Below are 25959 nucleotides of genomic sequence, written 5' to 3'. Positions count from 1 at the left end.
CCGCGGCCCCGAACCCGGACCCGCATACATCCGACCGGAATTCACCTCCGGCGGTAACGCCCCGAAGTCAAACACCTGTTCTCCTCAGTTGGCCACGATCGCTGGCGATCGCGGCAGTCGCATCGGAATCAGTGGTGGCCGTGGTCACGGCTTCGTAAGCAATCGCCACCCGTGGCTTGCTGACCGCCCGGAATCACCGACTCAGACCTCTCGGTCTGCCACCCCAGTCGGCGGGCTGGCCGGCGCATCCTGCCGATCCCGTACCCGAAGCCCAAATGTGGTCTTGCACCACGCTTCTTGGACGTCCGGTCAAGAACAACGTGCACCTTTAGCCTCGATTGATCCCCTGCTGTCAGCAACCGAGCGACAGTCCACGGTCTGTCCGAACTGTCGCTCGCCCATGAGATTAGTTCGTTAGCGGGGGCACGCCGATACGCGACGCCAACTGTTCATTCCCGGCCAGCCACTGTTCACTCCCCGTCGACTGCCGTTCATTTCCGGCAACCGATTGTTCATCCGGGGTTTGCCTGCAAACCGGTTTGAACTTCCAGTTCGTCAGTCCCCGTGGAGCGTTGGGCCGAGTCAGTCTTCCTCGAGAATCAACGCCATTTCCGGGCAGGAAGCCACACCGTCGCGAGTCAACTGTTCATCCTCGGGCCTCACCTCATGCGCTTCGAGAATCGAATAGCCCGAGTCGTCTATCGGGAACAGGACCGGATCGACGGCGTAACACTGGGCATGGCCCACGCATTTGGATTGTTCGAGACGAACCCTCATCAGGTTTCCTCCCTACCCGGCTCCGCAGAAATAGCAAGATCGCACTGAACGAATCGAGACGGAGATTAGTCGCTCGCTAAAGTGTAGAAGATCGTCGACGGATGAGGCCGGCCGCTGCAGAGCCCACGATGGGCCAGCGGTCGGATTCGTGTCCCTTTGCGACACATGCGATATTGGGGTCCAAGCGAGAAATCGGTGCCGACGAAGTCCCCGCCGCAGCGGTTGTAAGAAAAGACAGACAAGCGGAGAGCCCATGAGCACTCCTGGCCAAGGCCAGCAAGGCGCGTTCCACCTACCGCGGCTCGATTTCGAGAAGTTGCCGATGGCCGTGGACCGAGGCGTCGGGTGGAAGACGCTGCGCGATGCGGGGCCGGTGGTGTTCATGAACGGCCACTACTACATCACGCGCCGTGAGGATGTGCTGGCCGCGCTGCGCAATCCCAAGGTGTTCTCGTCGGCGATCCTTCAGCCTCCCGGCCACCCATTGCCGGTGCTGCCGCTGGCCTTTGATCCTCCTCAGCACACCCGCTACCGGAAGGTGCTGCAGCCCTTCTTCAGCCCTCTCGGTCTGAGCAGGTCCCGCCCGGTGCTGGAGCGGCACGCCGTCGAGATGATTGCTGCCCTGGCCGGCCAAGGCAAGTGCGAAGTGATGGCAGATTTCGCGCACCTGTACCCCTTTCAGGTCTTCATGGACCTTTACGGCCTGCCGCTCCAGGATCGCGATCGCCTGATCGATTTGAAGGACGCCGTCGTCAGCGACAAGCCCTACATCACCCAGGCCGACATTGAGAAGAGTGAGCAGCTGCTGGCGTATCTGGCCGACGCGATCCAGCAACGCCGGCAAAGCCCCGGGTCCGACATGCTGTCGCAGGTCATGGCCAGTGACGGTGACTTCAGCGATCTGGAACTGCTGGGCATGAGCCACCTGCTGATCCTGGCGGGTCTGGATACGGTGACGGCGGCGATCGGATTCTGCCTATTCGAATTGGCGCGCCGACCACAGCTGCGCGAGTTGCTTCGCGACAACCCAAGGCAGATCCGGGTTTTCATCGAGGAAATCGTCCGGCTGGAGCCATCGGCACCGGTGGCGCCCCGGATCACTACCCAATTCGTCGACGTTGGCGGGATGACGTTGCCACCGGGCACATCGGTGCGGTTGTGCATGGCCGCGGTCAACCGCGACGACAGCGATGCCACGTCCGTCAACGAACTGGTCATGGACGGAAAGGTCCACCGGCACTGGGGTTTTGGCGGCGGACCGCACCGCTGCCTCGGGTCTCATCTGGCCCGGATCGAACTGACGGTAGTCGTCGGCGAATGGCTCAGGCAGATTCCCGACTTCGAGGTGCCCGCGGACTATGTCCCCGCGATCAACTACCCCTCAAAGAGTTTCGCGCTCAAAGAATTGCCGCTGCGCTGGGGCTGATCCAGCCAACCCCAGCGCAGCGTATGCGTATTACTTGCGCAAGTCCGTCGCCGCGACCTGTACGAACACACCGGTGTCCTCGGCCATCAGCAGGCCTCGACCACGGGGCAGCGGGCCACCCTTCATCTTGCCGCGGATGAAGCCCTCGTCGGGGTCGGCGTCCATCACCAGCAATGGCGCGTTCGCCTGGGCCAGCGCCCGCAGCATCGGGTCGCTGCCCGCCGAAGACCAGCCGCCGAAGGTGCGCGTGACGAGCACGTGCAATCCGACATCGGCGGCCCTGGTCACCCAGGGGGCGGCCTTGTGCAGCGGCGAATCGAACCCTGCCGGCAGCTGCTGGATGTCGTCGACGATCAGGAAGATCTCCGGGCCGCTCCACCACGACCGCGACAACAACTCCTCCGCGGACAGACCGGGCGGCGGTTCGCGTCCGGCCAGGACCGCCGCCAGCTCGCCCATCATCGCCTGGACGCCGTCGAGGTTGTACGCGAACTTCTCGACGTAGTCCGAACCCAGTGTGGTCAGCAACTGACGTCGTGGGTCCACCAGCCACACCTGTGCCGACGGCTGGCCGGCCGGCGGCGTGGGTGCGCTGCTGGCACCGGGCGCATACAGGCGGCCGATTTCGGACATGATGGTGGCCAGCGTGGTGGTACGCCCACATTCGCGTCGGCCCGTCACCATGAGGTGCGCGTTCTCGGCGAAATTGAGATAGACCGGCGACAGATCCAATTCGGAGATGGCCCAAGCGATTCCGCCCGCACCGACCCCTTGGCGGGTGTCTTGTGCGGCCAGCTCGCGCAGCTGCTCCAGGTCGAACCGCGCGGGGAGCCGGCGCACGGGCGGGGCCTGACCGCTCGTGAGGCGACTGACCGCGTCGATGATGCTGTCGGACTCGAACACGTAGTCAGGTGTGGTGGCCAGCGCGGGCCGAGCCACCAACGTGTGCAGACCGGCCTGCGGGTCGGAGTCGAGCCGGACGTAGTTGACCGCGACCATGCCGCGGCCCGGCTTGACCGGAACGTCCTTGGCGAACCGGGAACGCACCAGCTTGGCGTCTTCCACGGCGGCCAGTCGCAACTCGACCCGGGAGCCGAAACCGCTGCGCACCGGTGGCCGCAGCTCCGATTCGCGATCGGCGGTGACCACCACGTGGACCCCGAACGAGGGACCCTGGTTGATGATCAGGTTCACCTGCTCGATCAGCACCTCGTTCTCTTCGGCCAGCGCCCGGTAGTTGTCCACCACCAGGTAGACGTCGCCGAACCCGTCGTTGGGGACGGGGCCCGGCTCGCCGCCGAACTTGCGGCGCCGGAAGACCTCCATCGAGGCGATCCCGTACTCGAGGAAGGTGCGCTTGCGCTCGCGGACCAAGGCCAGCAGTTCGGCCACCGTTCGGCGCACGCCGTACGGGTCGGTCGGACCGGCCACCTCACCCACGTGCGGCAGCCGGGCGACCGTGGTCAACGCGGTGCTGCTGTAGGCCAGGCAGTAGAACTGGACCTGCTCGGGAGTGTGGGTCAACGCGGCCGAGCAGATCAGGGTCTGCAGGGCCGTCGTCTTGCCCGAACCGCCGGCACCGAGGATCAAGACGTTGGCGCCCGGCCCAGAGGTGTCGACCGTCCACGGCGGCTGGTCGTGCTTGAACGGACGGTCGATGATCCCGATCGGGAAGACCAGATCGCGTGCCGTGCCGTAGTTCTCCTGCCACGGGTGGCCGAGGAACCGGTCGACCAATTCGTCGATGGGGACGGGCTTGTTCAGCGGCGGCTGCCACAACCGGTACGGCTCGAAGTCGATCTTGCGCAGCTGATCGATGATGACTGTGCCGACCTTCGGAACCCTGATGCCCTCGATGTCGTCGTCGTCGCGTGCTGCGCCGTCGGCTTCGAGCGTCTCGCCGTTGGTGAGGGCGGCCGGGGTGAGGTCCGGTCCGCCCACGCTGACCTCGAGCGGGGTGAACGAGTTGGTAAACAGTTGCGGGCGAACGTAATCGATGCTGTGCACCAACGCAGGCGCTTCCTCGCCGTCATCGGTGAGCCCGCGGGGGAAGTAGTCCCGCCACAGGAACTCGGCCTGGAACCGGACGATGTCCTCCAGGCTGCGACGGAAGTAGCCCAGACCCGCCTGTGCCGGCAGGTTCACGGCGTTCGGCACGCCGGCCGCCTGCGCCGCACCAGCGGTACGCGCTTTCAGCACCAGCCGGTAACCCATGTTCTCCATGAGCTTTTCGGCGCGGCTCTCGATCGTCTGCGACGCCATCATCAGGTGGATCCAGTAGGCGCGGCCCTGCCGGCCGATCGAGTCGAGCACGTCGACCGCCGTCGGCATGATGCGAAACCATTCGTAGAACTCGTCGATGACCACCACGAGCATCGGCAGCGGCGCCATGTCCTGGCCGCGGGCCCGCATCCGGAGGCGGACCGAGTTGTACTCCTTGGCGTCGTCGACACCGGCGCTGTCGCAGATCGCCTTGCGCCGGGCGATCTCGCCCCATAGGGCGTCCAGGAAGCGCTCCATCAGCGCCTGGTCCTCTTCCAGGTCGGTGATGATCCGCGACACGTGCGGAACCCCGGCGAACGGCTTGACCGCCGACCCACCCTTGAGGTCCGCCAACACGAACTGCAGCTCCTCTGGCGGGTGGCTGAGCATCAGCGATTCGATCACGGTCCGCACCAGGGTCGATTTACCCGAACCCGTCGTTCCGGACATGACGCCGTGCGGGCCGTCACCGCCCTCGTCCAGCGACTTCATATCCAAGAACAGCAGCTCGCCGTTGTCGGAACGAACACCGAACGGTGCCCGCAACCGCGACCGGCCCATCGAGTCGTTTCGGCTGCCCCACAGCGACTCGAAGTCGATGCGGCCCGGGTCGTCGATTCCGTAGTAGGCCATGATGTCTCGGGCGCCGATGTGGGCCACCCGTTGACCGATCTCTTCGTAGGCCTCGGCGAGCCGCCAGCGCGCGAGCGCCTGGGCGAATTCCTCCGCCTCGGCGATGCTGATGTGGTCGGTCAGGGCGAAGAACCACGGCTTCTCATCGATCACCATCCAGGTGTCGCGGTCGCGGGGCAGCGCCTCGATCACGCCCTTGTCGTCGAACCGCAAGGTGCGCTCCGGGACCGATGTCCACATCGAGGCGCTGGTCAGGTCGAAGAACGTCACCCCATCGACGCCTTCGGAGCTGATCACGTACTCCCACTGGGGGTCGACGACATCGGCCACGATCACGGTGTGGGGCGTCGGAGTTTGCGCCGACGAACTGGCGTGCCGGGGTGTGAAAGAACCACGGCCCGCGAACAATTCGGCCTGCTCGGCGGCGAACTCGCGCACCGAGCTGTAGACCATCCGCGCGTTGCCCGCGGCGTCCTGGCGCCGCGGGTCACCGAAGTGCGGCAGCCACTTCACCCAGTCCCACTCGTCCAGATCCAAAGTGACGACAACCATCTGCACGTGATCGGGGCCATGCGAGAACGCCAGCTGGCAGATGATCGCCCGCATCAGTCCCAGGACCTGCTCCCGCTCGCCGTCGAGCGTGTACCAGGGTTCGACGAGCAGCGAGATCATCTTGGGCAGGTTGTAGACCACGCTTTGGTAGCGCCCGAATTCCTGCAGCGCCTTACCCGTCACCGGCTCCAGCTCGATGTCGGTCGGCATGTTCTGGGGCTCACCCCAGGTCACCTCGGGGCGCGTCATGCCGACGCCAACTCGCACCACACCGAAGTTGAGGTCCTTGCCGTCGGGCTTGCGTTCCCACATCCGCGACGTTCCCACCGCGGCGGCGAGCGTGGTGGGCGCCGGGTGGAACCACCGGTAGTTGGCGTCCATGCTGTCGGCCGACTCGTGGGCGGTCTCGCGCAGCATGTCCAGCATCAGCATGAACTGGGCGCGCATCGCGTCCAGCTTGGGCCGGCTCATCTGCTGCTGCCCGCCGAACCGGCCGCCGAACATCATCATCGCGACGCCACCGATCATGAAGATCGGGAAGATCGAGCCGGCGCCGCCGAACACGTGTGAGCCGCTGGCGAACGTCATGGCGACCATGCCGATCAGCAGGCCGACCACGACGACGCCGACCACGATCAGCCACCAGGGCTTGCCCTCCGGCGGCGGAATGCTCAGGGGCGTCGGAAGGACGATGTTCTCCGGCTTGATGGCCGGAGGCTTCTCCGGTGTCGGCCGCGCAAACCCGCGTTTCACTTTGGCACCACCAATTCTGCTGGGGACATATCCATCGGTAGGGTGTCGTGCTCCACGAGCGCGTCCGCCCGCGACAAGGTCGGGCCTTGCGGGAGCAGGCGCAGCGCCACCCACGGCGCCAGGCTCGGTTTCGTCTTCAGGCCCAGCGCCTCACGCACCTCGCGGGTGTCGTCGACCCCGAACCGGGCGCCCGCATCCGTCAGCCACCACAGCGATTCCGTCGTCTTGGCGCCGGGGTCGTTGCCGGTGACGGCCACGAAGTTTCCGTAGTCGGGCCCGAAGTAGACCTGGTCGGCTTCGCGACCAGTGGTGTCGGCCTTGACCAGCGAGACCACCTTGTTCTCGTCCTTGGCCGCGACTGGAATGGTCGCGCCGGACACCACCTGGATGCGGGCCCGGTTTTCACCGGAGGTCTTCTGCCACCACCAGCAGGTCGCCGGGTTCTCGCGGATGTCAGCGACGTTGAGCGGGGCGTCCGGGTAGGAGGACAGGTCCAGCTTGTTGACCACGGGCATCTTTGCCAGGGCGGACGGTTCCACAGTCACCGGTTTGGTGTTGCCCGGCCCGGCGTTCTGCAGAATCTGGGCCACCAGCGGCGGCAGCGTCTGCACGCCGTCGGCCAGCACCAGCGAATACTGTTGCGGCCCACTGATTTGCGGCGTGACGATCACCGTGCCGATCGGGCCGGGGGCGTTCGGGAACGACGCGCCGGCGCCCGCGTTCTGCACCTGCGGCACGGTCAGTTCCGGGCCTACCGGCAACGCGTCGAACAGGGCGCGGCTCATGGGCTTGGCCTGGCCGACCTGCTCCGGCGTCAGGCCCAACGGCAACAGCACGGATCGGTTGGTCCCGTCGATTCGTGACCGGCGTCCCTCTCGGATCACCCACGCGTCGCCGCCGTAGCTCAGCACCACGGCATCCGACCCGGTCAGCACGCGCCGGTGGTTGCTGAGGTCGGGGTTTCCGTCGATCACGGTAACCGTCACCCCGGACGGCGCACTGACACCGGTCGAGGTGGCGACGGTGTCGCACACCAGCCACGACGACGTGGACGGGCTCGCGGGGTGGAAGTTCGACGGCGCCCCCGGGATGCCCACCATCGGGCCGCGCGGCAGGTTGGCGATCTGGTTCGACTTGACCAGGTGCGGGTTGTCCGGCCGGCCGGTGATCAGGCGCGCCGACGCCAGGTTCAGCGCCGGGTACAACTTGTCACCGACGCGGACATAGAGTGCGCCGGAGTCGCGGTCGGCAATGATCGGCGAATCCCCGACCTGGCCCGCGGGGCTGAGGAACGAGTAGAGCAGCGCGCCCAGGCAGATCACCAGCGCAGCCGAAACCGATGCGACCACGGCCAGCGTCTGTCGCCGCCCCGGCTCGACCTCCATGCGGACGCGCCACCGGGTGAGCGCCATTGCGGTGCGGCGAGCGAGGAACTGGTAGCCGGTCACCTGGGTCCGCGTCGACAACCCGAGGCCATACCCCGACCCGCGTTGCCCGCGACTCTCTTCCGCCACGTTAATTCACCATCCGGTCTGCTAGAACGCCTGGATATTGTCTCTCAAAACTGATCCAGCGCGAATTACATCGACAACCGTAAGTCACCCGTAGCGACCTCGCCACGCGGCGCCGTGCGTTCACGTCTGCATCTCTTCGTGTACATCTATCCGGGCGCTCGCACCTCGCCGGAGATGCCGACGCGCGCAGCGTGCCAGGCGCCGTTGAGCTGGCACTTTCTGGTTCCCGCGCCGATCCCCGCCCAGACTGTCCATGTCTCCTCAGGGCATCGTAATGGCGAATCGCCGACGCGTCCTGTTGAGCGTGCGCCCTCAGCGAACGAACGGCCGGCAAATCGGGCGGTCGCGCGCGCAAGCCGCTCCCCGATTGGTGGGCCGGCGAATTCTGGCAGCAAGATGAGCGGTATGAGTGAGCTCGCGCCGTCGCTGGTCGAACTTGCCAGGAGGTACGGCATCGCGACCGAGTACCAGGACTGGACCGGGCGGCGGGTGCTGGTCTCGGCAACCACGCTGGTGGCCGTGTTGGCCGCGCTCGGCGTGCCGGCCGCCACCGAGCAGGAGCGCAACGTGGCCCTGACGGCGAAGCTGCGGTCACATTGGGCGCGCCGGCTGCCGGCGACCATCGTCGGTCGCACCGGTGAGCAGACGCGGTTCTGGGTGCACGTGACCCACGGCGACCCCGCGGAGGTCTGGTTGCAGCTCGAGGACGGCACCGTACGCGGCGGGATCCAGCAGGTCGACAACTTCACCCCGCCCTTCGACCTGGACGGGCGCTGGGTCGGCGAAGCCAGCTTCGTGCTGCCAGCCGACCTGCCGCTGGGCTATCACCGGGTGCATCTGCGTTCCGGCGACGGTGAGACCAGCACCGCGCTGATCATGACGCCGGATTGGCTCGGGCTGCCGGAGCGGCTCGGCGCGCGCCGGGGCTGGGGCCTGGCCGCCCAGCTCTACAGCGTGCGCTCCACGCAGTCATGGGGGGTCGGCGACCTGACCGATCTGACGGACCTGGCGGTGTGGTCGGCGTCGCGGCACGGCGCCGACTATTTATTGGTCAATCCGCTGCATGCAGCCGCACCGACGAGCCCCATGGAGCCGTCGCCGTATCTGCCGACATCGCGACGCTTCGTCAACCCGATTTATCTTCACGTCGAGGCGATTCCCGAGCTGGCCGAGCTGCCCAAGCGCAGCCGGGTGCGGCGGCTGCGTTCGGAAGTGCAACGGCATACCGACCGACTCGACGCCATCGACCGCGACAGCGCGTGGGCGGCGAAGCGCGCGGCGCTCAAGCTGCTGCACGAAGTACCGCGGTCGGCGGGCCGCGAATTGTCCTACGAAGCCTTCCGCGCCCGTGAGGGCGGCGCGCTCGACGACTTCGCCGCCTGGTGCGCCCTGGCCGAGAAGTACGGCGACGACTGGCATTCCTGGCCGGAGTCACTACAGCATCCCCGCGCATCCGGTGTCGCCGATTTCGTCGAAAAGCATTCGGGTGCAGTCGATTTCCATCGATGGCTGCAGTGGCAACTCGACGAACAACTCGCCTCGGCGCAGTCGCAGGCGGTCCGCGCCGGAATGGCGCTGGGCGTGATGCACGACCTGGCCGTCGGCGTGCACCCCAACGGCGCCGACGCGTGGGCCCTGCAGGATGTCTTGGCGCTGGGCGTCACCGCCGGCGCACCGCCGGACGAGTTCAATCAACTCGGCCAGGACTGGTCGCAGCCGCCGTGGCGACCCGATCGGCTGGATGCGGACGAGTATCGGCCCTTTCGGGCGTTGATCCGTGCGGTGCTGCGGCACGCCGGCGGCGTACGCATCGATCACATCATCGGCTTGTTCCGGCTGTGGTGGATCCCGGAGGGAGCGGCGGCCACCAACGGCACCTACGTGCGTTACGACCACGAGGCGATGATCGGCATCGTCGCCCTGGAAGCACACCGCGCCGAGGCGCTCGTCGTCGGCGAGGATCTCGGCACCGTCGAACCATGGGTGCGCGACTACCTGCTGTTGCGCGGCTTGCTCGGCACGTCGATCCTGTGGTTCGAGTTGGACCGGGACGGAAACGGCGGTCCGCTGCCGGCTGAGCGCTGGCGGGAGTACTGCCTGTCCTCGGTGACCACGCACGACCTGCCGCCGACCGCCGGCTATCTGGCGGGCGATCATGTGCGGCTGCGCGAAGCCCTGGGACTGCTGACCCGCCCGGCCGAGGACGAGCTCGCCTCCGACCGGGCCGAGTTGGCGGCCTGGATGGCCGAGTTGGTCCGGGTGGGGCTGCTCGAGGATGCGGAAGACGACGCGGAAACGATTGTGCTCGCCCTGTACCGGTATCTGGGGCGGACGCCGTCGCGACTGGTGGGCGTGGCCCTGACCGACGCGGTGGGTGACCGCCGGACCCAGAATCAGCCCGGCACCACCGACGAATACCCCAACTGGCGGGTTCCGCTGACCGACCCCGACGGGCGCCCGGTGCTGCTCGAGGACGTTTTCACCGATGCTCGGGCGGCCCGACTGGCTGAGGCCGTGCGCAGTGCAATCGCGCCCGCGGCCGTCGAAAGCGCGCCTGTTAGCTTCTGAGGCCATGAAGGTCTCAGTCGTGGCGCCGGTTGCCGACGCCGTCACCGCGGATCCCGAGTGGATGGCGGCCTTCGCGGGCCACCTGGAACGGTGCGGGTTCGAGTCGATCGTTGTCGTCGAGCACACCGTGCTGGTCACCCGCTACGACAGCGTCTATCCGTATGACGACTCCGGACGCGTCGGGCTGGCTGCCGATTGCCCCATCCCCGACCCGCTCGATCTGCTGGCCTTTCTGGCCGGCCACACCACCACCCTCGGGCTGGCCACCGGCGTGTTGGTGCTGCCCAACCACCATCCGGTGGTCCTCGCCAAGCGGGCCGCCACCGTGGACGCCTTGTCGGGCGGACGGCTGCGGCTGTGCGTGGGCGTGGGATGGCTCAAGGAGGAGCTTGAGGCGTGCGGCGCGGATTTCGAGAATCGCGGCAGACGTGCCGACGAGCAGCTGGCCGTCTTGCGGGCGCTGTGGGCCGACCAACCGCAGGGGGCCTCGTACCACGGCGAGTTCTTCAGCTTCGACAACGTCATGTGTTACCCCAAACCCGTTGCCCGCGAAGGTCTTCCGATCCACATCGGTGGACACAGCCCTGCGGCCGCGCGGCGCGCGGGACAACTCGGTGACGGCTTCCAACCGCTCGGTGTGACGGGGCCCCGCTTGGCGTCCTTGATCGCGCTCATGCGCGACGAGGCGTCGTCGGCGGGCCGCGATCCGGCGAGCCTGGAAGTGTCATTGGGTCACGCCGTGAACAAGGTCGACGCCGACCGCGCGGGCGGCCTGATCGATCAGGGCGCCGACCGGCTTGTGTTGGCCATGCCGCCCACCGCCGATATCGAGCAGGCCAAGGACATGCTGTCAGCGTGTGCGCAACGCCTGTCGCTGATCGCGTGACCGCGATGACCCTGTCGGCCGACGACCGAGCTGCCCTCAGCGACTTGGTGCACCGGTACGCGGCGCTCGTGGACGAGCGTGAATTCGATTCCGTCGCAGCGCTATTCACCGACACCGCCGTGCTGGCGGTGCCCGAACCGCCCAAGGCGCTGGAGCCGATCCATTCGCATCGCGGCCGAGACGCCATCAGCGCCGCGGTCGCCACCGTCGCGGCGGTCACCCGCACCGAGCACGCCATCATCGGCGAGGTCTACGACGAGGCCAGCCGACCGGGCACCGCCCGGGGGCGCGTTGCCTGCATCGCGCACCATTGGGACCAGCGCGACGAGGAACTCGTCGATGTGGTCTGGCATCTGCGCTACGACGACGAGTACGAGCTGAGCGACCGCTGGCGCATCGGCCGCCGGGCGTTGACCATCAATGCAATTGAGACCCATTCGGCCCGCCGGGTGCGACGACACGACCCGATCTAGCGAGCTGGCAGAAGACTCTGCGCAAACTCACAGCGGCCATCCATTAACCGAATCTGCGGCAGAAAACGGCGGTTCGTTGGGCAATTGCGGTTATCACGGCGGAGCCCGATGTGGATTTTGCCCGCTCAGGACCGACGTCGGCGGCCGTGCGTCCCGGCGAGACCCCAGACGACGCATTTCTTCCTGATCGGGTCCAATTTATACAAGTCAATCCGTGTATTTTCGGCCGCGTGACGAACACCGAACATCGGAACCTGAACGTCAATACCGCCGGAACCACCGGAGCACGGACAGACCCGAACGGCAACGTATCGACACTGGCGGTGGGCAGCCCGCTGCAGTCCTCCCCGGATTACCGCAACGAAATTCACACTGCCGAAGACATCATCGACGTCGAGACCTACGGTGGCGGCTTCGATCTCACGCGGCGGGCGACCGCCCCGAAGCTGCGCATCGGCCGCGACCGGTGGTTCAACCTGCTCTGGCTGATCCCCATCGGCTTTGCCCTGCTGATCGCCGGGGTGGCGGTTGGCAAAGGCCTACACAACATGCCGGCGATCCAGTCGTTTATCCAGCGTTACCCCGGAACGGACAGCGCCGGTGTCACCCCCGGCCTACCGGCCTGGATCGGTTGGACGCATTTCTTCAACCTGTTCATGATGATGTTCATCATCAGGACGGGGATCCAGATTCTCTGCGACCATCCCCGGCTCTACTTCAACCGCAACGCCACTCCGGGTAAGGACGAATGGCTGCGGGTCGGCCCGCCGGTACCGGACGACGAGCTGTGGACCGCCAACGCCGACACCGTAGCCCTGCCACCGCAATTGGGACTGCCCGGATTCCGGCACTCCATCGGACTGGCCCGGTGGTGGCACCTCGGCGTAGACGTTCTGTGGCTCGTCAACGGGGCGGTCTTCTACGTCCTGCTGTTCGCCACCGGACAGTGGCGGCACATCGTGCCGACCAGCTGGGACGTCTTCCCCAACGCGGCGTCGGTCGCCGTTCAGTACCTTTCGCTGGACTGGCCGACCGACAACGGGTGGGTCGCCTACAACGGCCTGCAGTTGTTGTCCTACTTCACCACGGTTTTCATCGCCGCGCCCGCGGCTTTGATTACCGGACTGGGAATGTCACCGGCGCTGTCGCAGCGCGTTCACTGGCTCAGCAAGCGGCTGAGCATTCAACACGCGCGATCACTGCATTTCGTGGTGCTGGTCTACTTCCTGTTCTTCATCCTGGTGCACGTCACGATGGTCTTGACAACCAGCGCGCTGCGGAACCTCAACCACATGTTCGCCTCCCGCGACGACAACAGCTGGGTAGGCTTCGGGATTTTCGCCGCGGCCATGGTGCTGACGGCGATCGCGTGGGTTTGGGCCACTCCCTTCACCATTCGCCATCCACGCGTGATTCAGCGCGTCGGGTACGCGCTCGTCGGCCCGTTCCAGCGAATGCTGGAACAGCTTGACCCCAAGCCCGGCGCCTTCACCGAAAAGGACATCTCGCCGCACCACTGGCGCAACGGCCGCCTGCCGGAAACCGTCGAGTACAAAGAGCTCGAACAGAACGACTTCAAGGACTGGCGGCTCAAGGTCTACGGTCTCGTCGAGCACCCGATGGAGTTCTCGCTCGAGGACTTGATGGCGCTGCCCTACCACGAACAGATCAGCCAGCATTTCTGCATCCAAGCCTGGTCGGGCGTCGCCAAATGGGGTGGCGTGCAGATGAAGACGATCATGGACATCGTCAAACCACTGCCGGAAGCCAACTGGGCGGTGTTCTATTCGATGGGGCTCGGCGCCACGGGCGGCATCTACTACAACGCCCATCACATCGGCCAGATGGACCATCACATGACGATGCTCGCCTACAACATGAACGACCAACCCCTCCCCTACATGCACGGCCGGCCACTGCGGCTGCGCAACGAATTGCAGCACGGCTTCAAGCTGGTCAAGTGGATCAAAGGAATCGAGTTCGTTGCCGACTACCGCGACATCGGGAGCGGTTACGGCGGTTACAGCGAGGACCACAAATACTTCGGGCGGCACCAGACGCTGTAAAAAGTAGCGCTGGCCCCTCGGCGGCGGCGCCTCACCTCGTTTGTTCCGACGGCAATCCGGGTAGCACCACGGAAGCGGCCGAACGGAATTGACCAGAGGAGACGCCCATGCGGCACAGCCCTGTCGACCATGATCGGACCATTCGCCGGCACCACGACGAGTCGGCGCGAGACTTCGAGCGCACGCCCGGGCTAGTCATCGTCGGGGCTGCCGCCCTGGCGTTCGCGGTGTGTGTGGCCACGTTCGCCCTCGGAGACGCCGGCGCCGGCGTTGCCGCCGCGATCGTCGCCCTGCTCGCGTTCGGGGCCGGCCTGGCCTGGCTTGCCATGGACCGCAGGCGGATTCGCGAGACGGAGCGGAAATGGCCACCACTCGGCCACGCGGTGCGGTAGCGCCTATTGCGACGCTGATTGCAGGGCGGCGAGGTTGTTGACGGACTTTTTCACATCGGAGCGGAGCACCCTGGCGACCAATCCGCCGATCGGACCGCTGAGCAATCCGCCCCCGATGTCCGCGGTGAGGTGAAAATCGGTCCCGGGATCGTTGTCCGTGACGCTCATCGCCACCCCGAGGCGGATCCCACCGCGACCGCGACCTTGCAGCTCAATCGATTTCGGTTCGTTGTAGCGGGTGACCGTCCAGTGAATGACGTTGCGAAAACCCTTGACCTTCACGCACGAGGAAACGCAGGTGCCCTCCCCGATCGTATCGGGAACGGGTCCTCGCCACCCGGCGAAAATGGTCATCCACTCATCGAATCGACTCAAGTCGGACGCCAGCTTCCAGGCGGCCTCCGGGTCTACCTTCGACGACACCGAAACATCTACTCGTGCCAAGTCTTGCCGCTCCTCCCCAGACGATCGCGGTTGGCACCCAGACGGCAGCACAGGCGACCAGCGCGCAACGTGCACTGAGTACCCCGGTGCGGCCGGGCCTACGCGTCAGTGTGGGCCTCAGGGCCAGGTCTGCTCCAATTGCTGCGCCACGTCGATCACCTGCGCGGCCTGCGACTGGGGCGCGTCGATCTCCTCGGCGACGTACTGGGCGACGAATCGGCGGATCTCGCCATCGACGCCCGCGAGGATGCGCAACACCTCGCCGCGGAAGGACTTCGACGACACGTTGACGGTGATGTCGGAGGGTCGCGGTTTCGCGACGTCGACGATCAGCAGCAGTGGCTCGGCGGCTCGCGCCGTGGCCCGCAACGCGATGTCCCCGGAGACGACGAACCGCTGCTTGTCAAGCCGAAGGTCGAGCAGCAGGTCGATCGACAAGGGGATGTGTATGACGAACGTGATGCTGTCGCCCACGCGGCGCGTGACTTTGGGCTCGTGGATCTTGACGTTGGCGCTGACCTTGGCGATCCCGCCGGGCCCCTGCGCGATGGGCTCCATGGCGAACTCGTTGCCGGCGATGTCGGCGAATGCGGCGGCGACACGCTCGGGGGTGACAGCGACCTCGAAGAATCTTCGTCCAAACTCTTCGTAGGTGACATAATCGTGAGTCTCCATAGACCTATACCGTCTCATGTCGGCCGCCGGAACCCTCGCTGATCTGCACGCGTCGTAGGAAATCCGCGTCTGCCAACGCCCCGGTGGAATCGCCGGCGATGCCCGCGCATTGTGAAGCACGCCACAGGTGGGGGGCTTCGATTCGATTCGGCGGGTAGTCGCCTGGGAGGCTTGTTGGCTTGGGAGGTGTTTTTGATGTGCGCCCGGGAAGTTACCGAAAAGCGTTCGGCCCTGTCGCCCGCGGGCCTGCTCACCTGGCTTGGCGGCGGGCAATGGCGCGAGCTGGGTGAGCGCCACGAGCGGTCCACGCACGCCGCCGAAACCGGGGCCGGGGCGGTGGTGTTGTTCGGGGCGGCGCTGGCCTGGCTCGTCGCGACCCTGGCGGTCAGCGAGTCGGCTCGCTGGTCACTCCTTTCCGTCGTCCTGCTGACCCTCGTCTTCGCCCTGCTGGTCGGAGCGGTCACCCGCGCCACCACCTCCCGGCCCAACCGAGGACGGTTCGGCGTCGCAGGACGCGCTGTGGTCGCGGCCGCGGTCGGCGTTGTCGTCGGCGAACTGGCGGCAGTCGTCCTGCTTACCGGCTCGATCGACCACCGTCTCGACGAACGTGCCCTGCGCGACGCCGGTTCCGCGCCAGCGGTCGCGCAAGCGACGGCGTCCCTGCAACAAACCCGGGATGCGCGCACCGCGCTCGACGCCGCCGTCGACCAGGCCCGCCAGCAGCAGGATCAGGCCCTGGTCGTCGCGCGCTGCGAATACCATCCCACCCCCGCCTGCCCGCAGACCCGAATCACCGGCGACCCCGGTGCGGGGCCCGAAACGCGAACGGCGAACGAGCTTCTCGCCGATGCCCAGCATGAACTGGACAGTGCGCTGGCGGCCCGGGATCGCCAAGCGCCCGAGTTGGACGCCAAAATCTCCCGCGAGGAGCAAGCACTCGACGAGGCGCGCCACGGCGTGGTCGCGAACGCCGATCGTGGCCTCGGCGCGCGCTGGGTCGCGATGAACGACCTGACCTCCGCCGACTTCGGCGCGCTGACGTTGCGGCTGCTGACGATCGCGTTCTGCGTGCTGCTCTATCTGCTGCCGCTGATCCTGCGACGATGGCGCGGCGAAACAACCCACGATCGCCATGCCGCGGCGCGCGCGGAGCGCGAACGCGCGGAACTCGAGGCCGATACCGCGATCGCGATCAAGCGGGCCGAGGTCCGCCGCGAGGCCGAAATCATGTGGGCCGAGCACCAACTCACCCAGGCCCGGCTTGCCATCGAGGCCCAGACCGAAATCGACCGCGAGCAGCAACGCCGGCGAATCGTCGAGGCTATCGAACCCCCCGTGCAGGCTATCGATCCCCCGGTGCGGGCATCGGCGCAACGCACATTCGAGCCGGCCGATGATGACGTGTACCTGCCGATCGCCGCGGAAGCCGAGGCCGCCAGCCGCGCGGTCCTCGGCCTGCCCGACCCGGCGCGCACCGCCGAGGTGGAGAACTTGCCGGCCCCCGTCCAGCGCGACGTTGTACCGCACGAAGACCAAGGCACATCGCTGATGCCGTCGATTCCGGACGCCACCAAGGCCGCGGCGCGGTGGATTCGCCCGCTGGTGCCGCCGTTCGTGGCGCGGATGATCGACACCACGACTGCGCCGCTGCGCACCGCGCGGCAGGTCTTCGAAGAGGTCGAGGAGATCACCTTCGCGCTGAGGCGCACCCACAGAGTCACGATGGACTCCGAAAGCTCCGACACCGGCGAGCGGCGCCCTCGCCACTCCGATGCTACCGAATCCCACTCTGCTGCAACAGCGTTCATCGACTCTGCACGCGACGATCGCGCCCGCTCTGTTCACCCACAGGTGGGTAGCCCAGACCGATACGCGTTGTCGCCGGGGACGGCAGAGCGGATCAACGAGCGTGAACTGACCACGCGCGACGGACCCGCCGAGCTTGATCCGCCCGAAGGCCCGCGCCAACTCCCGCCAGCGAAATAAATTGGCGAGAAGCCCATTTGGCCTATTCGTGACCGAAGGCTCGGTGGAGTTCCGGTAGGAAGGCTGCCAGGTGATTCATCTCCTGGGCGCAATGCACCAGCAGATTGCGAGCGCCGGTCTCCGCGTTGCCCAGCACCCGCGAGGCGATCGGGCGCACCGCCCGCGATGCGACGCCGGGGACGTTGCGCACCTCGATGTGCCGTCCGCCCATCCAGAAGCGCGACCGCATCTCGGCCCCGTTCGGGGTCGACCGGACGTGGTGGATGAACCATCCGACGTCTACCGGGGCCTCGCTGGATCCCAGCCGGGCGCAGATCGCCACCGCGCCGTCGCTGTCGGGCGGGCAGCCCATCTTCGCCGGATCGACGAATTGGATTGCGCCGTTGAGCATCGTCGAGCCGATGTACTCGCTGATCAACGACCAGCGGCCGATGTAGCGCTGGGCGCCCCGACGGCCCGCGTCGTCTCCGTCTTTCCAGGCGGCGCACAGGTGGGCGCGCGGATGCCACAGCTTGTAACGGCGGCTGTCGCAGCCATGCCAGCCGAACCACCACGACCACATCGCCGGGGTGATTTCCGGCATGTCGGTGCGTACCGACACGTGATAGCCGCCGTCGTCGAGAACCCCGTAGCCATTCTCGGTCTGCTGGTATCCGTCGTCGGCGACACGCGCGGCGTCGTCGAACGCCAACAGCGCCATGGCTCCCTGGGGCCCGTGTTCCAGTGCCTCGACGACATGGCGTGGCAGCGGGGCCATCTCGGGCGTGAAGAACTTGCCGAACGGGGTCTTCGCGTCGTCGTCGCGGTAGCCCAGATAAAGGTCGCCGGCCATCAGAGCCGTCCCATCCAGCTGTTGAACAAACCGTCGGGGTCGTACTCGGCGCGCACGCGGTCGAGCTTGGCCATGGCGGCGTCACTGGCGAAGCGCGCCGGACGCTGCCCGAGGTTTTCGTCGGCGAGCTGAATGCCGATGGCGAATTCGGACATCGCGGCCATGTTGGACCGCGCCCAGTCGGCGTACTTCGCCTCGTCGGCTGGGTCCTTCCACGAACCGTAGAGGGCCAGGTAAATGTCGCCTTCGATGCTGTAGGCCATGTCTTGGCGGGGAGGGCACGGGCCCCAGTTCAGCCACAGAAAGTGCGCCGGGTGCGGGGGCATCGTGTCCAGGATCGTCCGGATGCCCGGTAGCAGGTCTTCGGCCGGCGCCGACGTCCACATGTTGTCGACCGCGTAGTGGTGGTCGGACAGGTAGTGGCTCATCGCGACGTCATACCAGGTCGGCAAATCGGTTGGCATGTAAGGAATTTTGACGAGCGCCCGATCGGCGACCGGGCAGGTCCCGAACAGGGCCAAGGCCTGTTCGGCCTCCTCATCGGAGTCCGCGAACGCGGGCGACGCAAGGGAGATGACGGGGGTGTCGATGCCCATGTTCGGTTCGCCGCGGGAGGCCACGGCCTGCAGCTCGACCCGAGGGTCCACTTCGGCGCCGACCGCGCGGGTCCACGTGAAGACCTCGTCGGCCAGGTCGAACGGATAGACATAGACGCTGGTGCCACAGGCCCCGGGGCGCGGATAAAGCTTGAGGTAGAACGAAGTGACCACGGCGAAGAAGCCGGGCCCGGCACCGCGGGCAGCCCAGTAGAGGTCGGCGTTGTTGCTGGCGTCGCAGTGTATGTGTTCGCCCTCGGCGGTGACGACGTCGAGGCCGACGACGCTCTCGCAGGCCGGGCCGAAGATGCGGCTGTTCCAGCCGTACCCGCCCTGCAGCAGGTAGCCGCCGAGGCACACGCCTTTGCAGTGACCGCCGGGGAAGAACAGGTCCTGAGCCTCGAGCTCGGCCATGAGCAGACTGCCACCCTTGCCCGGACCCACTTGGGCGAGGCCCTTTTCGGCGTCGATGGAGACGTGGTCCAGGCGGCTGACGTCGAGCAGAACGGAGCCGTCACGCAGGTGGCTGGCCGCGAAGCTGTGTCCGCCCGAGACGATGCTGACTTTGAGCCCGTGGGCCTTGGCGTAGCGGATACCGTCGACGATGTCGTCGGAGTCGACGGCCTGCACGATCACTTCGGGGTAGCGCTCTGGCACCCGCTGGTGCCACACGGTGCCACAGCGGGCCGCCTCGTAGCCGTCATCGCCGCGGAAATGGTGCCGTCCGGCCGGTAGCCCGCTCATCCGGGATCTCCCTTGATTCGCAGTTCGGATCTTTGTGATCCGTGATGCGGAACACTATAGTGGAGGAATGCCGTCCTCGGGGGAGAATTTTCCAGCTGCTCGCGACGAAGGCATCCAGGTGTTACGCCGCGCCGCCGCCGCGTTGGACGAGATCGCCGCCGAGCCCGGGCGGTTGCGTCTGGTCGACCTCGGCGAGCGGCTCGGGTTGGCCAAGTCGACGGCCCGCCGGCTGCTGGTGGGCCTGGTCGAGGTGGGGTTGGCCAGTGTCGATTCGCAGGGCCGTTTTTCCCTGGGCGACCGCTTGCTGGGATACGGCAATTCCGACGGGGCGCACATCGCGGCGATCTTCCGGCCCACGATCGAGCGGGTGGCGCGTGCGACGGAGGGCGAGACGGTCGACCTCTCGGTACTGCGGGGCCAGCGGATGTGGTTCGTCGACCAGATCGAGTCGTCGCATCGCCTGCGCGCCGTCTCGGCTGTCGGCGTCCGGTTCCCGTTGGAGTCGACCGCCAACGGCAAAGCGGCGCTGGCGGCCCTCGAGGACGCCGAGGCCGAGGCGGCGATCTCACGCTTGGGTTCCAAGGCCGCCGACCGGCTCCGCGCCGAGGTCGCCGAGATCCGGCGCACCGGAATCGCTTTCGATCGCGACCAACACACCCCGGGGATCTCGGCGGCCGCGATCGCACGACGCGCCGTGGGCGACAACATGGTCGCTATCTCGGTGCCGGCGCCGACGGAGCGTTTCCTCGAGAAGGAACAGCGCATCGTCGCCGCTTTGCGGGCGGCGGCCGAATCGCCGGCCTGGGCGCGCTAGCCTCAGCGGATCAGGTTGATCCCGTAGTCGATTTCGGGCCAGGACCGAGGCGGCCACTGCAACCGGAGCGTGGCCCGACCCTCCGAACGCGCACACGCGTCGATGCGATTGGCGTCGGAGACGGCCGGGTTACCCCTCGAAAGCTCGGCCGTCCCAACGTCTTGATCCCAGCTCAACAGGGCACTACGGCGGACTCGAACAACGGACCCCATTCGTGTCGAGCCGCGGATTGCGCATCGGTGAAGCTCGGTGTCTTCTCGCCATCGCCGGCCAGGTGCACCAGCGCCCAAGCCATCGCGAATACCGGCACCTTGTGCCGCAAGGCCGCACTGTGCAATTCGTCCAGGGCGGCTTCAGACGGGCACCGGCGAAGGCCGATGAGAATGCCCCGCGCGGTGTCGAGGATGCGACCAGAATGCGGGCCACACGAAGTCTGGGCGGGGACCCAGTTCGTCGTCATGTTGTGGATACCTCCTGCGGCACCGTCACGATTCCGCCACTCGCGCAGCGGACGAGGAATTCCTGCACTACGCATCATCGCGGCCACAAACCTCAAAGGTGTCCTGTGCCATGATTTGTCGATCGATCGCGTTATGCCAGACCACGGCCGACATTGATACCTGCCTGTGACCGTTTCGGGATCTGCTGCTAACCAACGACTCCCGCACCACGCCCGGTTGGCACTGAAGTAGCGGGCTTCGAATTAGGTTGCCAAAGCAAGTAATTCGTCGAAGCCGCCGACGATGGCGTCGTAGAAAACGTCGTAGTCGGGAATTGCGGCGGTGTCGACGTTCAAGCCGAGCGCGCAGGTGTCGACGTACGTGAGAAGCGTGACGTTGACTGCCGCACCGATTGTGGGGCCGAAAGCGTATTGTGCCCGTACCGCGGCGCCGCCGAGGAAGACCGGAACCGGAACGCCCGGCACGTCGCTGGCCAAGAAATCCACGTGGCGCAGGACCGAGCCGATGTACCACCGGGGCGCCAGATTGAGAAGCCCGGCAATCAATTGCGTGTACGGGAGCGATCTTTCGTTGCGTACCTCCGCGGTGCGCCGCCTTATCGCCGCGATTCGCTTTGCCGGGTCGGCCTCGCCGACGGGCACGTCGAAGCGCATCAGCGTGATCCGGTTCCCGCCCATGCCATCGTCTTTGGTCCGCAGGCTGATCGGCATCGTGATGTGCAAGTCGCCCACCGCAACGCCGTGCTTCTCGTGGTAGATCCGTAGTCCGCCCGCCACCCCGGCGACGAAGGCGTCGTTCAACGCCCCACCGCAGCGGTGCGCCGCTTCCCGAAGCGGCCGCGTCGGCACCTGATGCACCCCGAGACGCCGGATCAGGCCGCGCTCCGTTGCCAACGACGACCCGGGGCGGCTTATCGGCCGGACGGTTCGGTAGACCGATGCCGCGGTGGTCGCCACGGACCGGATGGTGGCGACGGGCCGCCGAACGCTGTCGTACATCAAACGTGGCACCCGGGTGGCCGCGCCGGTCAGCGCGCTGTTGAGCAAGCCGGTCTCGTAGCGCACGGCATCGCGGTAGCCCCCCAGCGTCGATGACCCCGCGACCTCTGGCTCGGGTGGCATGGGTTCGAGGGGATAAAGATCTTCGGAGAGGTCGAACAGGTGCATCGCGATCTGGATTCCGCCCACCCCATCGGTGAGCGCGTGGTGGAACTTGCAGATCACGGCCGCGCCACCGTTGTCCAAACCGTCGATGAACGTCGTTTCCCACAGCGCGCGGGCGCGATCGAAATCCTGCATCTCGGCCAATCGGGCCAGCTCGAGCACCTCGTCAAGGGTTCCCGGGCCGGAAATGGTCGCTCGCCGGAGGTGGTAATCCAGATCGAAATCCCGGTAATTCTCCCACCGCGGTGGGGCCGGCGGAGGTGACTGCACCACCCGCTGCCTGAACATGGGCAGTTTGCGGCTGATCAAATCGAATCGTTTCCGCACTTCACCCCAGTCCGGGGATCGGTCCAGGAGTATGACGGTGACCACGGTCGATCGCAGCCGTGGGTCACTTTCCATCGCCCAGGTGAACGCGTCGGTGGCGCGCATGAATGCAGTCATATCAGTGCTCCTTGCACAGAACGTACGACTGCGGGCGCCCCTCGTCACCGGGTTGTCGGCAGACGATGACTTTGGTCCCCACAGATGGCGCCTTTCGTCGACTGCCGACGCTTCGCCCTACAGAATCGCCTTGAGGTCCTTGGCCCTGGCGATGTGGTCCCAATCGACGTCGAGTTCCAGCAGGATCTCCTCCGTGTGCTGGCCGTGTTCCGGCGCACGCGCGGGCGCCGGCGGGGTTTCGTCGAACTGAACGGGCGCGGCGACGATCCGGTACTTTTCGCCATGGTCGTCGACGTTGGTCACCACGTATCCGTTGGGTTCGACCTGCGGATCGTTCAGGGTCTCCCGCGGCGTCGCCAGGGCGCCCCACACGCCGGGTTCGTCCTCGAGCGCCTTTTGCCAGTGGGCGAGGTCGTGGCGGGCGAACACGTTGGCCAGGATCTCGGTGGCCGCGGAGGCATGGGCTATCAAGTTGCTCGATGGCACGAATCGCTCGTCGCTGGCCAGCTCAGCCAGGCCCATGCGTTCGCAGAACCCGGCCCAGAACTTGTCCGGTTGCAGAAACACCAACTGGATCCACCTGCCGTCCCGGGTCTTGTACCGGTTGACAAGCGGGTTGATGGCCAAGCCGGGTGGTGCGCCCGGGATCCCGTCGATATCGAAGAAATCGGCCGCCGAGATGGACGGCGCTATCGCCCACATCGCCTGGGCCAGCAGCGAGGAGTCGACAATCGTCGGTTCACCCGTGCGTTCGCGATGAAACAGCGCGGCACATACGCCCCCGGCGAGCGTTGCCCCACCCTGCAAATCACCGAACCCGGGACCCTGCACCGCGGGCGTTTCGGTGCCGAACGGCGTGAGCGTGTAGGCGACGCCGCCCCGCGCGAGGTAGGTGGCCGCGTCGAACCCGCCCCGATTCCGATCCGGACCCCGCACCCCCAGCCCCGTGCCGCGCGCGATGATGATTTTCGGGTTGAACGAGCGGATGTCGCCCACGGTCAGTCGGGCCCGCTCGAGCGCACCCGGCAGCCAATTGGTAAGGAACACATCGGCACTGGCCAACAGCCGGCCGAACAGCTCGCGACCGGTTTCGGATTTGATGTCGATGGCGATCCTGCGCTTGCCGCGGTTGCCCAGTTCGAGGATGAAGTCGGCGTCCGGTCGGGCCGCCTGCCGGGTGAACCCGCCGACGACCAGCGCGCGCCCGGGATCACCCGAGGCCACGCCTTCCACTTTGATCACGTCGGCGCCCCAGTCCGACAGCGCCGCACCGGCCGACGGCACGTAGGTCCACGACGCCAATTCGACCACCCGCACCCCTTGAAGGACCCCACCGCGCACGCCAGACATCGCCAACTCCCTCGGTCGACCGCCATTCCTTGCTATTTTAGATATTCTAGCTAGTCTAGGGCATAGTGGTAGCCCAGCTGCAGGTCAGCGCAGTTTTTCGTGGAAGAGATGCGATGGATCCGACCGTCGGCCTGATTCCGACACCCGGTGACCGCGCGTCGGACCCCGGCGCAGACGGGGGGCCGTCCGGAGCATCCCCGGTTCACCGGCGGTGCCAACGAATCCTCCTGGGCCCCAACGTGGATCACGATGTAGACACACCGACGAAGGACGGGCGATGGGCAGGGTAACGGGCAAGGTCGCCGTGATCAGTGGCGCCGCGCGCGGTCAGGGCCGTTCGCATGCGCGGATGCTGGCCGCCGAAGGCGCGGACATCATCGCCGTGGACCTGTGCGCGGACATCGAGACCAACGAATATCCCCTGGCCCGGCGTGAGGACCTCGACGAGACGGCCCGGTTGGTCGAGAAGGAGGGGCAGCGCGCGTTCACCGCGGTTGCCGACGTGCGCGATCGCGTGGCCCTGTCCACGGCGATCGATGAGGGCGTTGCCGAGTTGGGGCATCTCGACGTAGTCGTCGCCAACGCGGGCATCTGCCCGCTCACCGCAGGCCTGCCGCCGCAGGCCTTCGCCGACGCCGTGGACGTCGACCTGGTCGGCGTGCTGAACCTGGTGCACGCGAGCCTCAAGCATCTGCAAGCCGGCGCGTCGATCATCGTGATCGGCTCCAACGCCGCCTTCATGTCATCGATGAACACCACGGGCATCGACGGCGGCCCCGGCGGGGCCGGGTATGCCTTCGCGAAACTTGCTGCCGCACACTACGTCAACGACTTTGCCCTGGCGCTTGCCCGGTTCTCCATCCGGATGAACGCGGTGCACCCCACCAACGTCAACACCGACATGCTGCACAGCCCGCCGATGTATCGGGCATTCCGGCCGGACCTGAAGGAGCCCACCCGCGAGGATGCCGAACCGGTCTTCCCGCTCGTGCAGGCGATGCCGATCCCCTACGTCGAACCCGAGGACATCAGCGAGGCGGTGCTGTTCCTCGCCTCCGACGCGGCACGCTACATCACCGGCCAGCAGCTCCGTGTGGACGGCGGCGGGTTCCTCAAGGTCAAGCCCTGGTCGGGTGGGTGATACCGATGAGCGACGGTCACTCCGCGACCGGCGTTGAGCGCCGCCTGTACGAACTCATGGTGCTGATGAAGGCGGCCGACGATCGGTTGTCCAAAGGCATTGGCACCGGCGAGTTCATGTGCGTGTACTGGCCCTCCCGCGGCCAGGAGGCCATCGCCGCCGCGATGGGCGTTGCGCTGCGGCCCGACGACCAGTTGGTGACCACCTACCGCGGCCTGCACGACCTCATCGGCAAGGGCGTCCCGCTCGAGGAGATCTACGGCGAGATGATGGGCCGCGTCGTCGGCGCCAGCCGCGGCAAGGGTGGCACCATGCACATCGCCAATCCCGGTAAGGGCGTGATGCTTTCGACCGGGATCGTGGGGGCCGGACCGCCGGTGGCGGTTGGGCTGGCGATGGCCGCCAAACGCAAAGGCTCCGATCGCGTCACGGTGGTCAGCTTCGGCGACGGCGCCACCAACACCGGGTCCTTCCACGAGGCCGCGAACATGGCCGCGCTCTGGGACCTGCCGATCGTCTTCGTCTGCCAGAACAACCTCTACGCCGAAATGACGCCGACCGCCGACACGATGAAGCTCGAACACGTCGCCGACCGGGCGGCGGGCTACGGCATGCCGGGTGTGCGGGTCGACGGAAACGACCCGCTGGCGGTCACATCGGCGCTCGAGGACGCGCTGCGGCGGGCCCGCGCCGGCGATGGCCCCACCTTCATCGAATGCGTGACGTTCCGCTTCCGCGGCCATTACTTCGGTGATCGGATGGCCTACATCCCCAAGGACCAACTGACCGCGGCGATGGAAGCCGACCCGGTCCCCCGGTTCCGCAGCCACCTTGCCGACGCGGGCATCTGCGATCGGGACGAACTCGACCGTATCGACAATGAAGCGCTGGCGGCGGTGGAAGCGGCGCTGCAAACCGTGATGGGTGCGGATTTCGCGTCGATCGACGAGCTGGATCTGGACGTGTACGCGACCCCGATCAAATTCCCGGTGTGAGCATGCAGGACG

General features: G+C 66.6%; 21 protein-coding genes. 10 read left to right on the top strand and 11 right to left on the bottom strand.

All coding sequences use genetic code 11. The annotated features are described in order from the left end of the window. Both AWC17_RS31985 and AWC17_RS08560 read right to left on the bottom strand, forming a co-directional pair. The coding region (locus AWC17_RS31985; RefSeq protein WP_141224555.1) for a PPE domain-containing protein at positions 1-75 on the bottom strand (75 nt) is incomplete at its 3' end. A gap of 507 nt (positions 76-582) precedes the next feature. Continuing rightward, a complete protein-coding gene (locus AWC17_RS08560) occupies positions 583-777 on the bottom strand; it encodes a ferredoxin (protein ID WP_047323051.1) in 195 nt (64 codons plus the stop codon). A gap of 253 nt (positions 778-1030) precedes the next feature. On the opposite strand from AWC17_RS08560, the gene AWC17_RS08555 reads away from it, so the two are divergent. Then, positions 1031-2203 (top strand): cytochrome P450, encoded by a 1173-nt coding sequence (locus AWC17_RS08555; RefSeq protein ID WP_046182850.1) that lies wholly within the window; start codon positions 1031-1033, stop codon positions 2201-2203. Positions 2204-2233: 30 nt separating this feature from the next. Here the strand turns inward: AWC17_RS08555 and eccCa are convergent, their stop codons facing one another. Beyond that, the gene (gene eccCa / locus AWC17_RS08550) at positions 2234-6403 is read right to left on the bottom strand and encodes a type VII secretion protein EccCa (RefSeq protein ID WP_085164512.1); all 4170 of its coding nucleotides are present in this window, start codon (positions 6401-6403) and stop codon (positions 2234-2236) included. Then, positions 6400-7917, bottom strand: coding sequence for a type VII secretion protein EccB (eccB, locus tag AWC17_RS08545; protein ID WP_046182852.1), 1518 nt, complete (start codon positions 7915-7917; stop codon positions 6400-6402). The genes eccCa and eccB overlap by 4 nt, the downstream gene beginning before the upstream one ends. A gap of 405 nt (positions 7918-8322) precedes the next feature. Between eccB and malQ the strand changes: the two genes are divergently transcribed. From malQ to AWC17_RS08520, 5 genes are all read left to right on the top strand, one after another. Then, a complete protein-coding gene (gene malQ, locus AWC17_RS08540; RefSeq protein ID WP_085164510.1) occupies positions 8323-10485 on the top strand; it encodes a 4-alpha-glucanotransferase in 2163 nt (720 codons plus the stop codon). Between the two features lie 4 nt (positions 10486-10489). After that, the gene (locus AWC17_RS08535) at positions 10490-11371 is read left to right on the top strand and encodes an LLM class F420-dependent oxidoreductase (protein ID WP_046182854.1); all 882 of its coding nucleotides are present in this window, start codon (positions 10490-10492) and stop codon (positions 11369-11371) included. A gap of 5 nt (positions 11372-11376) precedes the next feature. Beyond that, positions 11377-11844: a nuclear transport factor 2 family protein gene (locus tag AWC17_RS08530; protein ID WP_085164518.1), complete on the top strand. Its 468-nt coding sequence runs from the start codon at positions 11377-11379 to the stop codon at positions 11842-11844. Between the two features lie 323 nt (positions 11845-12167). Next, a complete protein-coding gene (locus tag AWC17_RS08525) occupies positions 12168-13910 on the top strand; it encodes a molybdopterin-dependent oxidoreductase (RefSeq protein WP_085164516.1) in 1743 nt (580 codons plus the stop codon). Between the two features lie 107 nt (positions 13911-14017). Then, on the top strand, positions 14018-14302 hold the full coding sequence (locus tag AWC17_RS08520; RefSeq protein WP_085164507.1) for a hypothetical protein: 285 nt from the start codon (positions 14018-14020) through the stop codon (positions 14300-14302). A gap of 3 nt (positions 14303-14305) precedes the next feature. On the opposite strand, the gene AWC17_RS08515 is transcribed toward AWC17_RS08520, so the two are convergent. Next, positions 14306-14746 carry a type II toxin-antitoxin system Rv0910 family toxin gene (locus AWC17_RS08515; protein WP_046182856.1) on the bottom strand — a complete coding sequence of 147 codons (441 nt, stop codon included), beginning with the start codon at positions 14744-14746 and terminating at the stop codon, positions 14306-14308. Between the two features lie 117 nt (positions 14747-14863). Then, positions 14864-15421 carry a hypothetical protein gene (locus tag AWC17_RS08510; RefSeq protein ID WP_046182857.1) on the bottom strand — a complete coding sequence of 186 codons (558 nt, stop codon included), beginning with the start codon at positions 15419-15421 and terminating at the stop codon, positions 14864-14866. Positions 15422-15616: 195 nt separating this feature from the next. On the opposite strand from AWC17_RS08510, the gene AWC17_RS08505 reads away from it, so the two are divergent. Beyond that, the gene (locus AWC17_RS08505; RefSeq protein WP_046182864.1) at positions 15617-17407 is read left to right on the top strand and encodes a DUF4407 domain-containing protein; all 1791 of its coding nucleotides are present in this window, start codon (positions 15617-15619) and stop codon (positions 17405-17407) included. Between the two features lie 22 nt (positions 17408-17429). Here AWC17_RS08505 and AWC17_RS08500 read toward each other — a convergent pair whose 3' ends face one another. Both AWC17_RS08500 and AWC17_RS08495 read right to left on the bottom strand, forming a co-directional pair. Beyond that, positions 17430-18239 carry a DAPG hydrolase family protein gene (locus tag AWC17_RS08500; RefSeq protein WP_046182858.1) on the bottom strand — a complete coding sequence of 270 codons (810 nt, stop codon included), beginning with the start codon at positions 18237-18239 and terminating at the stop codon, positions 17430-17432. Continuing rightward, entirely contained in the window at positions 18239-19579 is a 1341-nt protein-coding gene (locus AWC17_RS08495) for an FAD-binding oxidoreductase (protein WP_046182859.1), read from the bottom strand. Before AWC17_RS08495 ends, AWC17_RS08500 begins: the two co-directional genes overlap by 1 nt. 67 nt (positions 19580-19646) lie before the next feature. Here AWC17_RS08495 and AWC17_RS08490 point away from each other — a divergent pair, with 67 nt between their 5' ends. Further along, positions 19647-20393: an IclR family transcriptional regulator gene (locus AWC17_RS08490; RefSeq protein ID WP_047323050.1), complete on the top strand. Its 747-nt coding sequence runs from the start codon at positions 19647-19649 to the stop codon at positions 20391-20393. Positions 20394-20565: 172 nt separating this feature from the next. Here AWC17_RS08490 and AWC17_RS08485 read toward each other — a convergent pair whose 3' ends face one another. From AWC17_RS08485 to AWC17_RS08475, 3 genes are all read right to left on the bottom strand, one after another. After that, entirely contained in the window at positions 20566-20853 is a 288-nt protein-coding gene (locus AWC17_RS08485; RefSeq protein ID WP_046184369.1) for an ANTAR domain-containing protein, read from the bottom strand. A 243-nt stretch (positions 20854-21096) separates the two neighbouring features. Beyond that, on the bottom strand, positions 21097-22461 hold the full coding sequence (locus AWC17_RS08480) for a wax ester/triacylglycerol synthase domain-containing protein (protein ID WP_046184368.1): 1365 nt from the start codon (positions 22459-22461) through the stop codon (positions 21097-21099). 117 nt (positions 22462-22578) lie between these two features. Further along, positions 22579-23811: a CaiB/BaiF CoA transferase family protein gene (locus AWC17_RS08475; protein WP_085164505.1), complete on the bottom strand. Its 1233-nt coding sequence runs from the start codon at positions 23809-23811 to the stop codon at positions 22579-22581. Positions 23812-24088: 277 nt separating this feature from the next. On the opposite strand from AWC17_RS08475, the gene AWC17_RS08470 reads away from it, so the two are divergent. Together AWC17_RS08470 and AWC17_RS08465 are read left to right on the top strand one after the other, a co-directional pair. Next, entirely contained in the window at positions 24089-24952 is an 864-nt protein-coding gene (locus AWC17_RS08470; RefSeq protein WP_046184366.1) for a mycofactocin-coupled SDR family oxidoreductase, read from the top strand. 5 nt (positions 24953-24957) lie between these two features. Beyond that, entirely contained in the window at positions 24958-25947 is a 990-nt protein-coding gene (locus AWC17_RS08465) for a thiamine pyrophosphate-dependent dehydrogenase E1 component subunit alpha (RefSeq protein WP_046184365.1), read from the top strand. The last annotated feature ends 12 nt before the right edge of the window (positions 25948-25959 follow it).

The sequence above is a fragment of the Mycobacterium nebraskense genome, assembly GCF_002102255.1.
GTDB classification, from domain to species: Bacteria; Actinomycetota; Actinomycetes; order Mycobacteriales; family Mycobacteriaceae; genus Mycobacterium; species Mycobacterium nebraskense.
This window is presented reverse-complemented; position numbering and strand designations above follow the sequence as displayed.

Bases quoted from the DNA above. Each gene is read 5' to 3' on its own strand.
- AWC17_RS08560 (WP_047323051.1), bottom strand. From the start codon at position 777: ATGAGGGTTCGTCTCGAACAATCCAAATGCGTGGGCCATGCCCAGTGT.
- AWC17_RS08555 (WP_046182850.1), top strand. From the start codon at position 1,031: ATGAGCACTCCTGGCCAAGGCCAGCAAGGCGCGTTCCACCTACCGCGG.
- malQ (WP_085164510.1), top strand. From the start codon at position 8,323: ATGAGTGAGCTCGCGCCGTCGCTGGTCGAACTTGCCAGGAGGTACGGC.
- AWC17_RS08535 (WP_046182854.1), top strand. From the start codon at position 10,490: ATGAAGGTCTCAGTCGTGGCGCCGGTTGCCGACGCCGTCACCGCGGAT.
- AWC17_RS08530 (WP_085164518.1), top strand. From the start codon at position 11,377: ATGACCCTGTCGGCCGACGACCGAGCTGCCCTCAGCGACTTGGTGCAC.
- AWC17_RS08520 (WP_085164507.1), top strand. From the start codon at position 14,018: ATGCGGCACAGCCCTGTCGACCATGATCGGACCATTCGCCGGCACCAC.
- AWC17_RS08510 (WP_046182857.1), bottom strand. From the start codon at position 15,421: ATGGAGACTCACGATTATGTCACCTACGAAGAGTTTGGACGAAGATTC.
- AWC17_RS08505 (WP_046182864.1), top strand. From the start codon at position 15,617: ATGTGCGCCCGGGAAGTTACCGAAAAGCGTTCGGCCCTGTCGCCCGCG.
- AWC17_RS08500 (WP_046182858.1), bottom strand. From the start codon at position 18,239: ATGGCCGGCGACCTTTATCTGGGCTACCGCGACGACGACGCGAAGACC.
- AWC17_RS08495 (WP_046182859.1), bottom strand. From the start codon at position 19,579: ATGAGCGGGCTACCGGCCGGACGGCACCATTTCCGCGGCGATGACGGC.
- AWC17_RS08490 (WP_047323050.1), top strand. From the start codon at position 19,647: ATGCCGTCCTCGGGGGAGAATTTTCCAGCTGCTCGCGACGAAGGCATC.
- AWC17_RS08485 (WP_046184369.1), bottom strand. From the start codon at position 20,853: ATGACGACGAACTGGGTCCCCGCCCAGACTTCGTGTGGCCCGCATTCT.
- AWC17_RS08480 (WP_046184368.1), bottom strand. From the start codon at position 22,461: ATGACTGCATTCATGCGCGCCACCGACGCGTTCACCTGGGCGATGGAA.
- AWC17_RS08475 (WP_085164505.1), bottom strand. From the start codon at position 23,811: ATGTCTGGCGTGCGCGGTGGGGTCCTTCAAGGGGTGCGGGTGGTCGAA.
- AWC17_RS08470 (WP_046184366.1), top strand. From the start codon at position 24,089: ATGGGCAGGGTAACGGGCAAGGTCGCCGTGATCAGTGGCGCCGCGCGC.
- AWC17_RS08465 (WP_046184365.1), top strand. From the start codon at position 24,958: ATGAGCGACGGTCACTCCGCGACCGGCGTTGAGCGCCGCCTGTACGAA.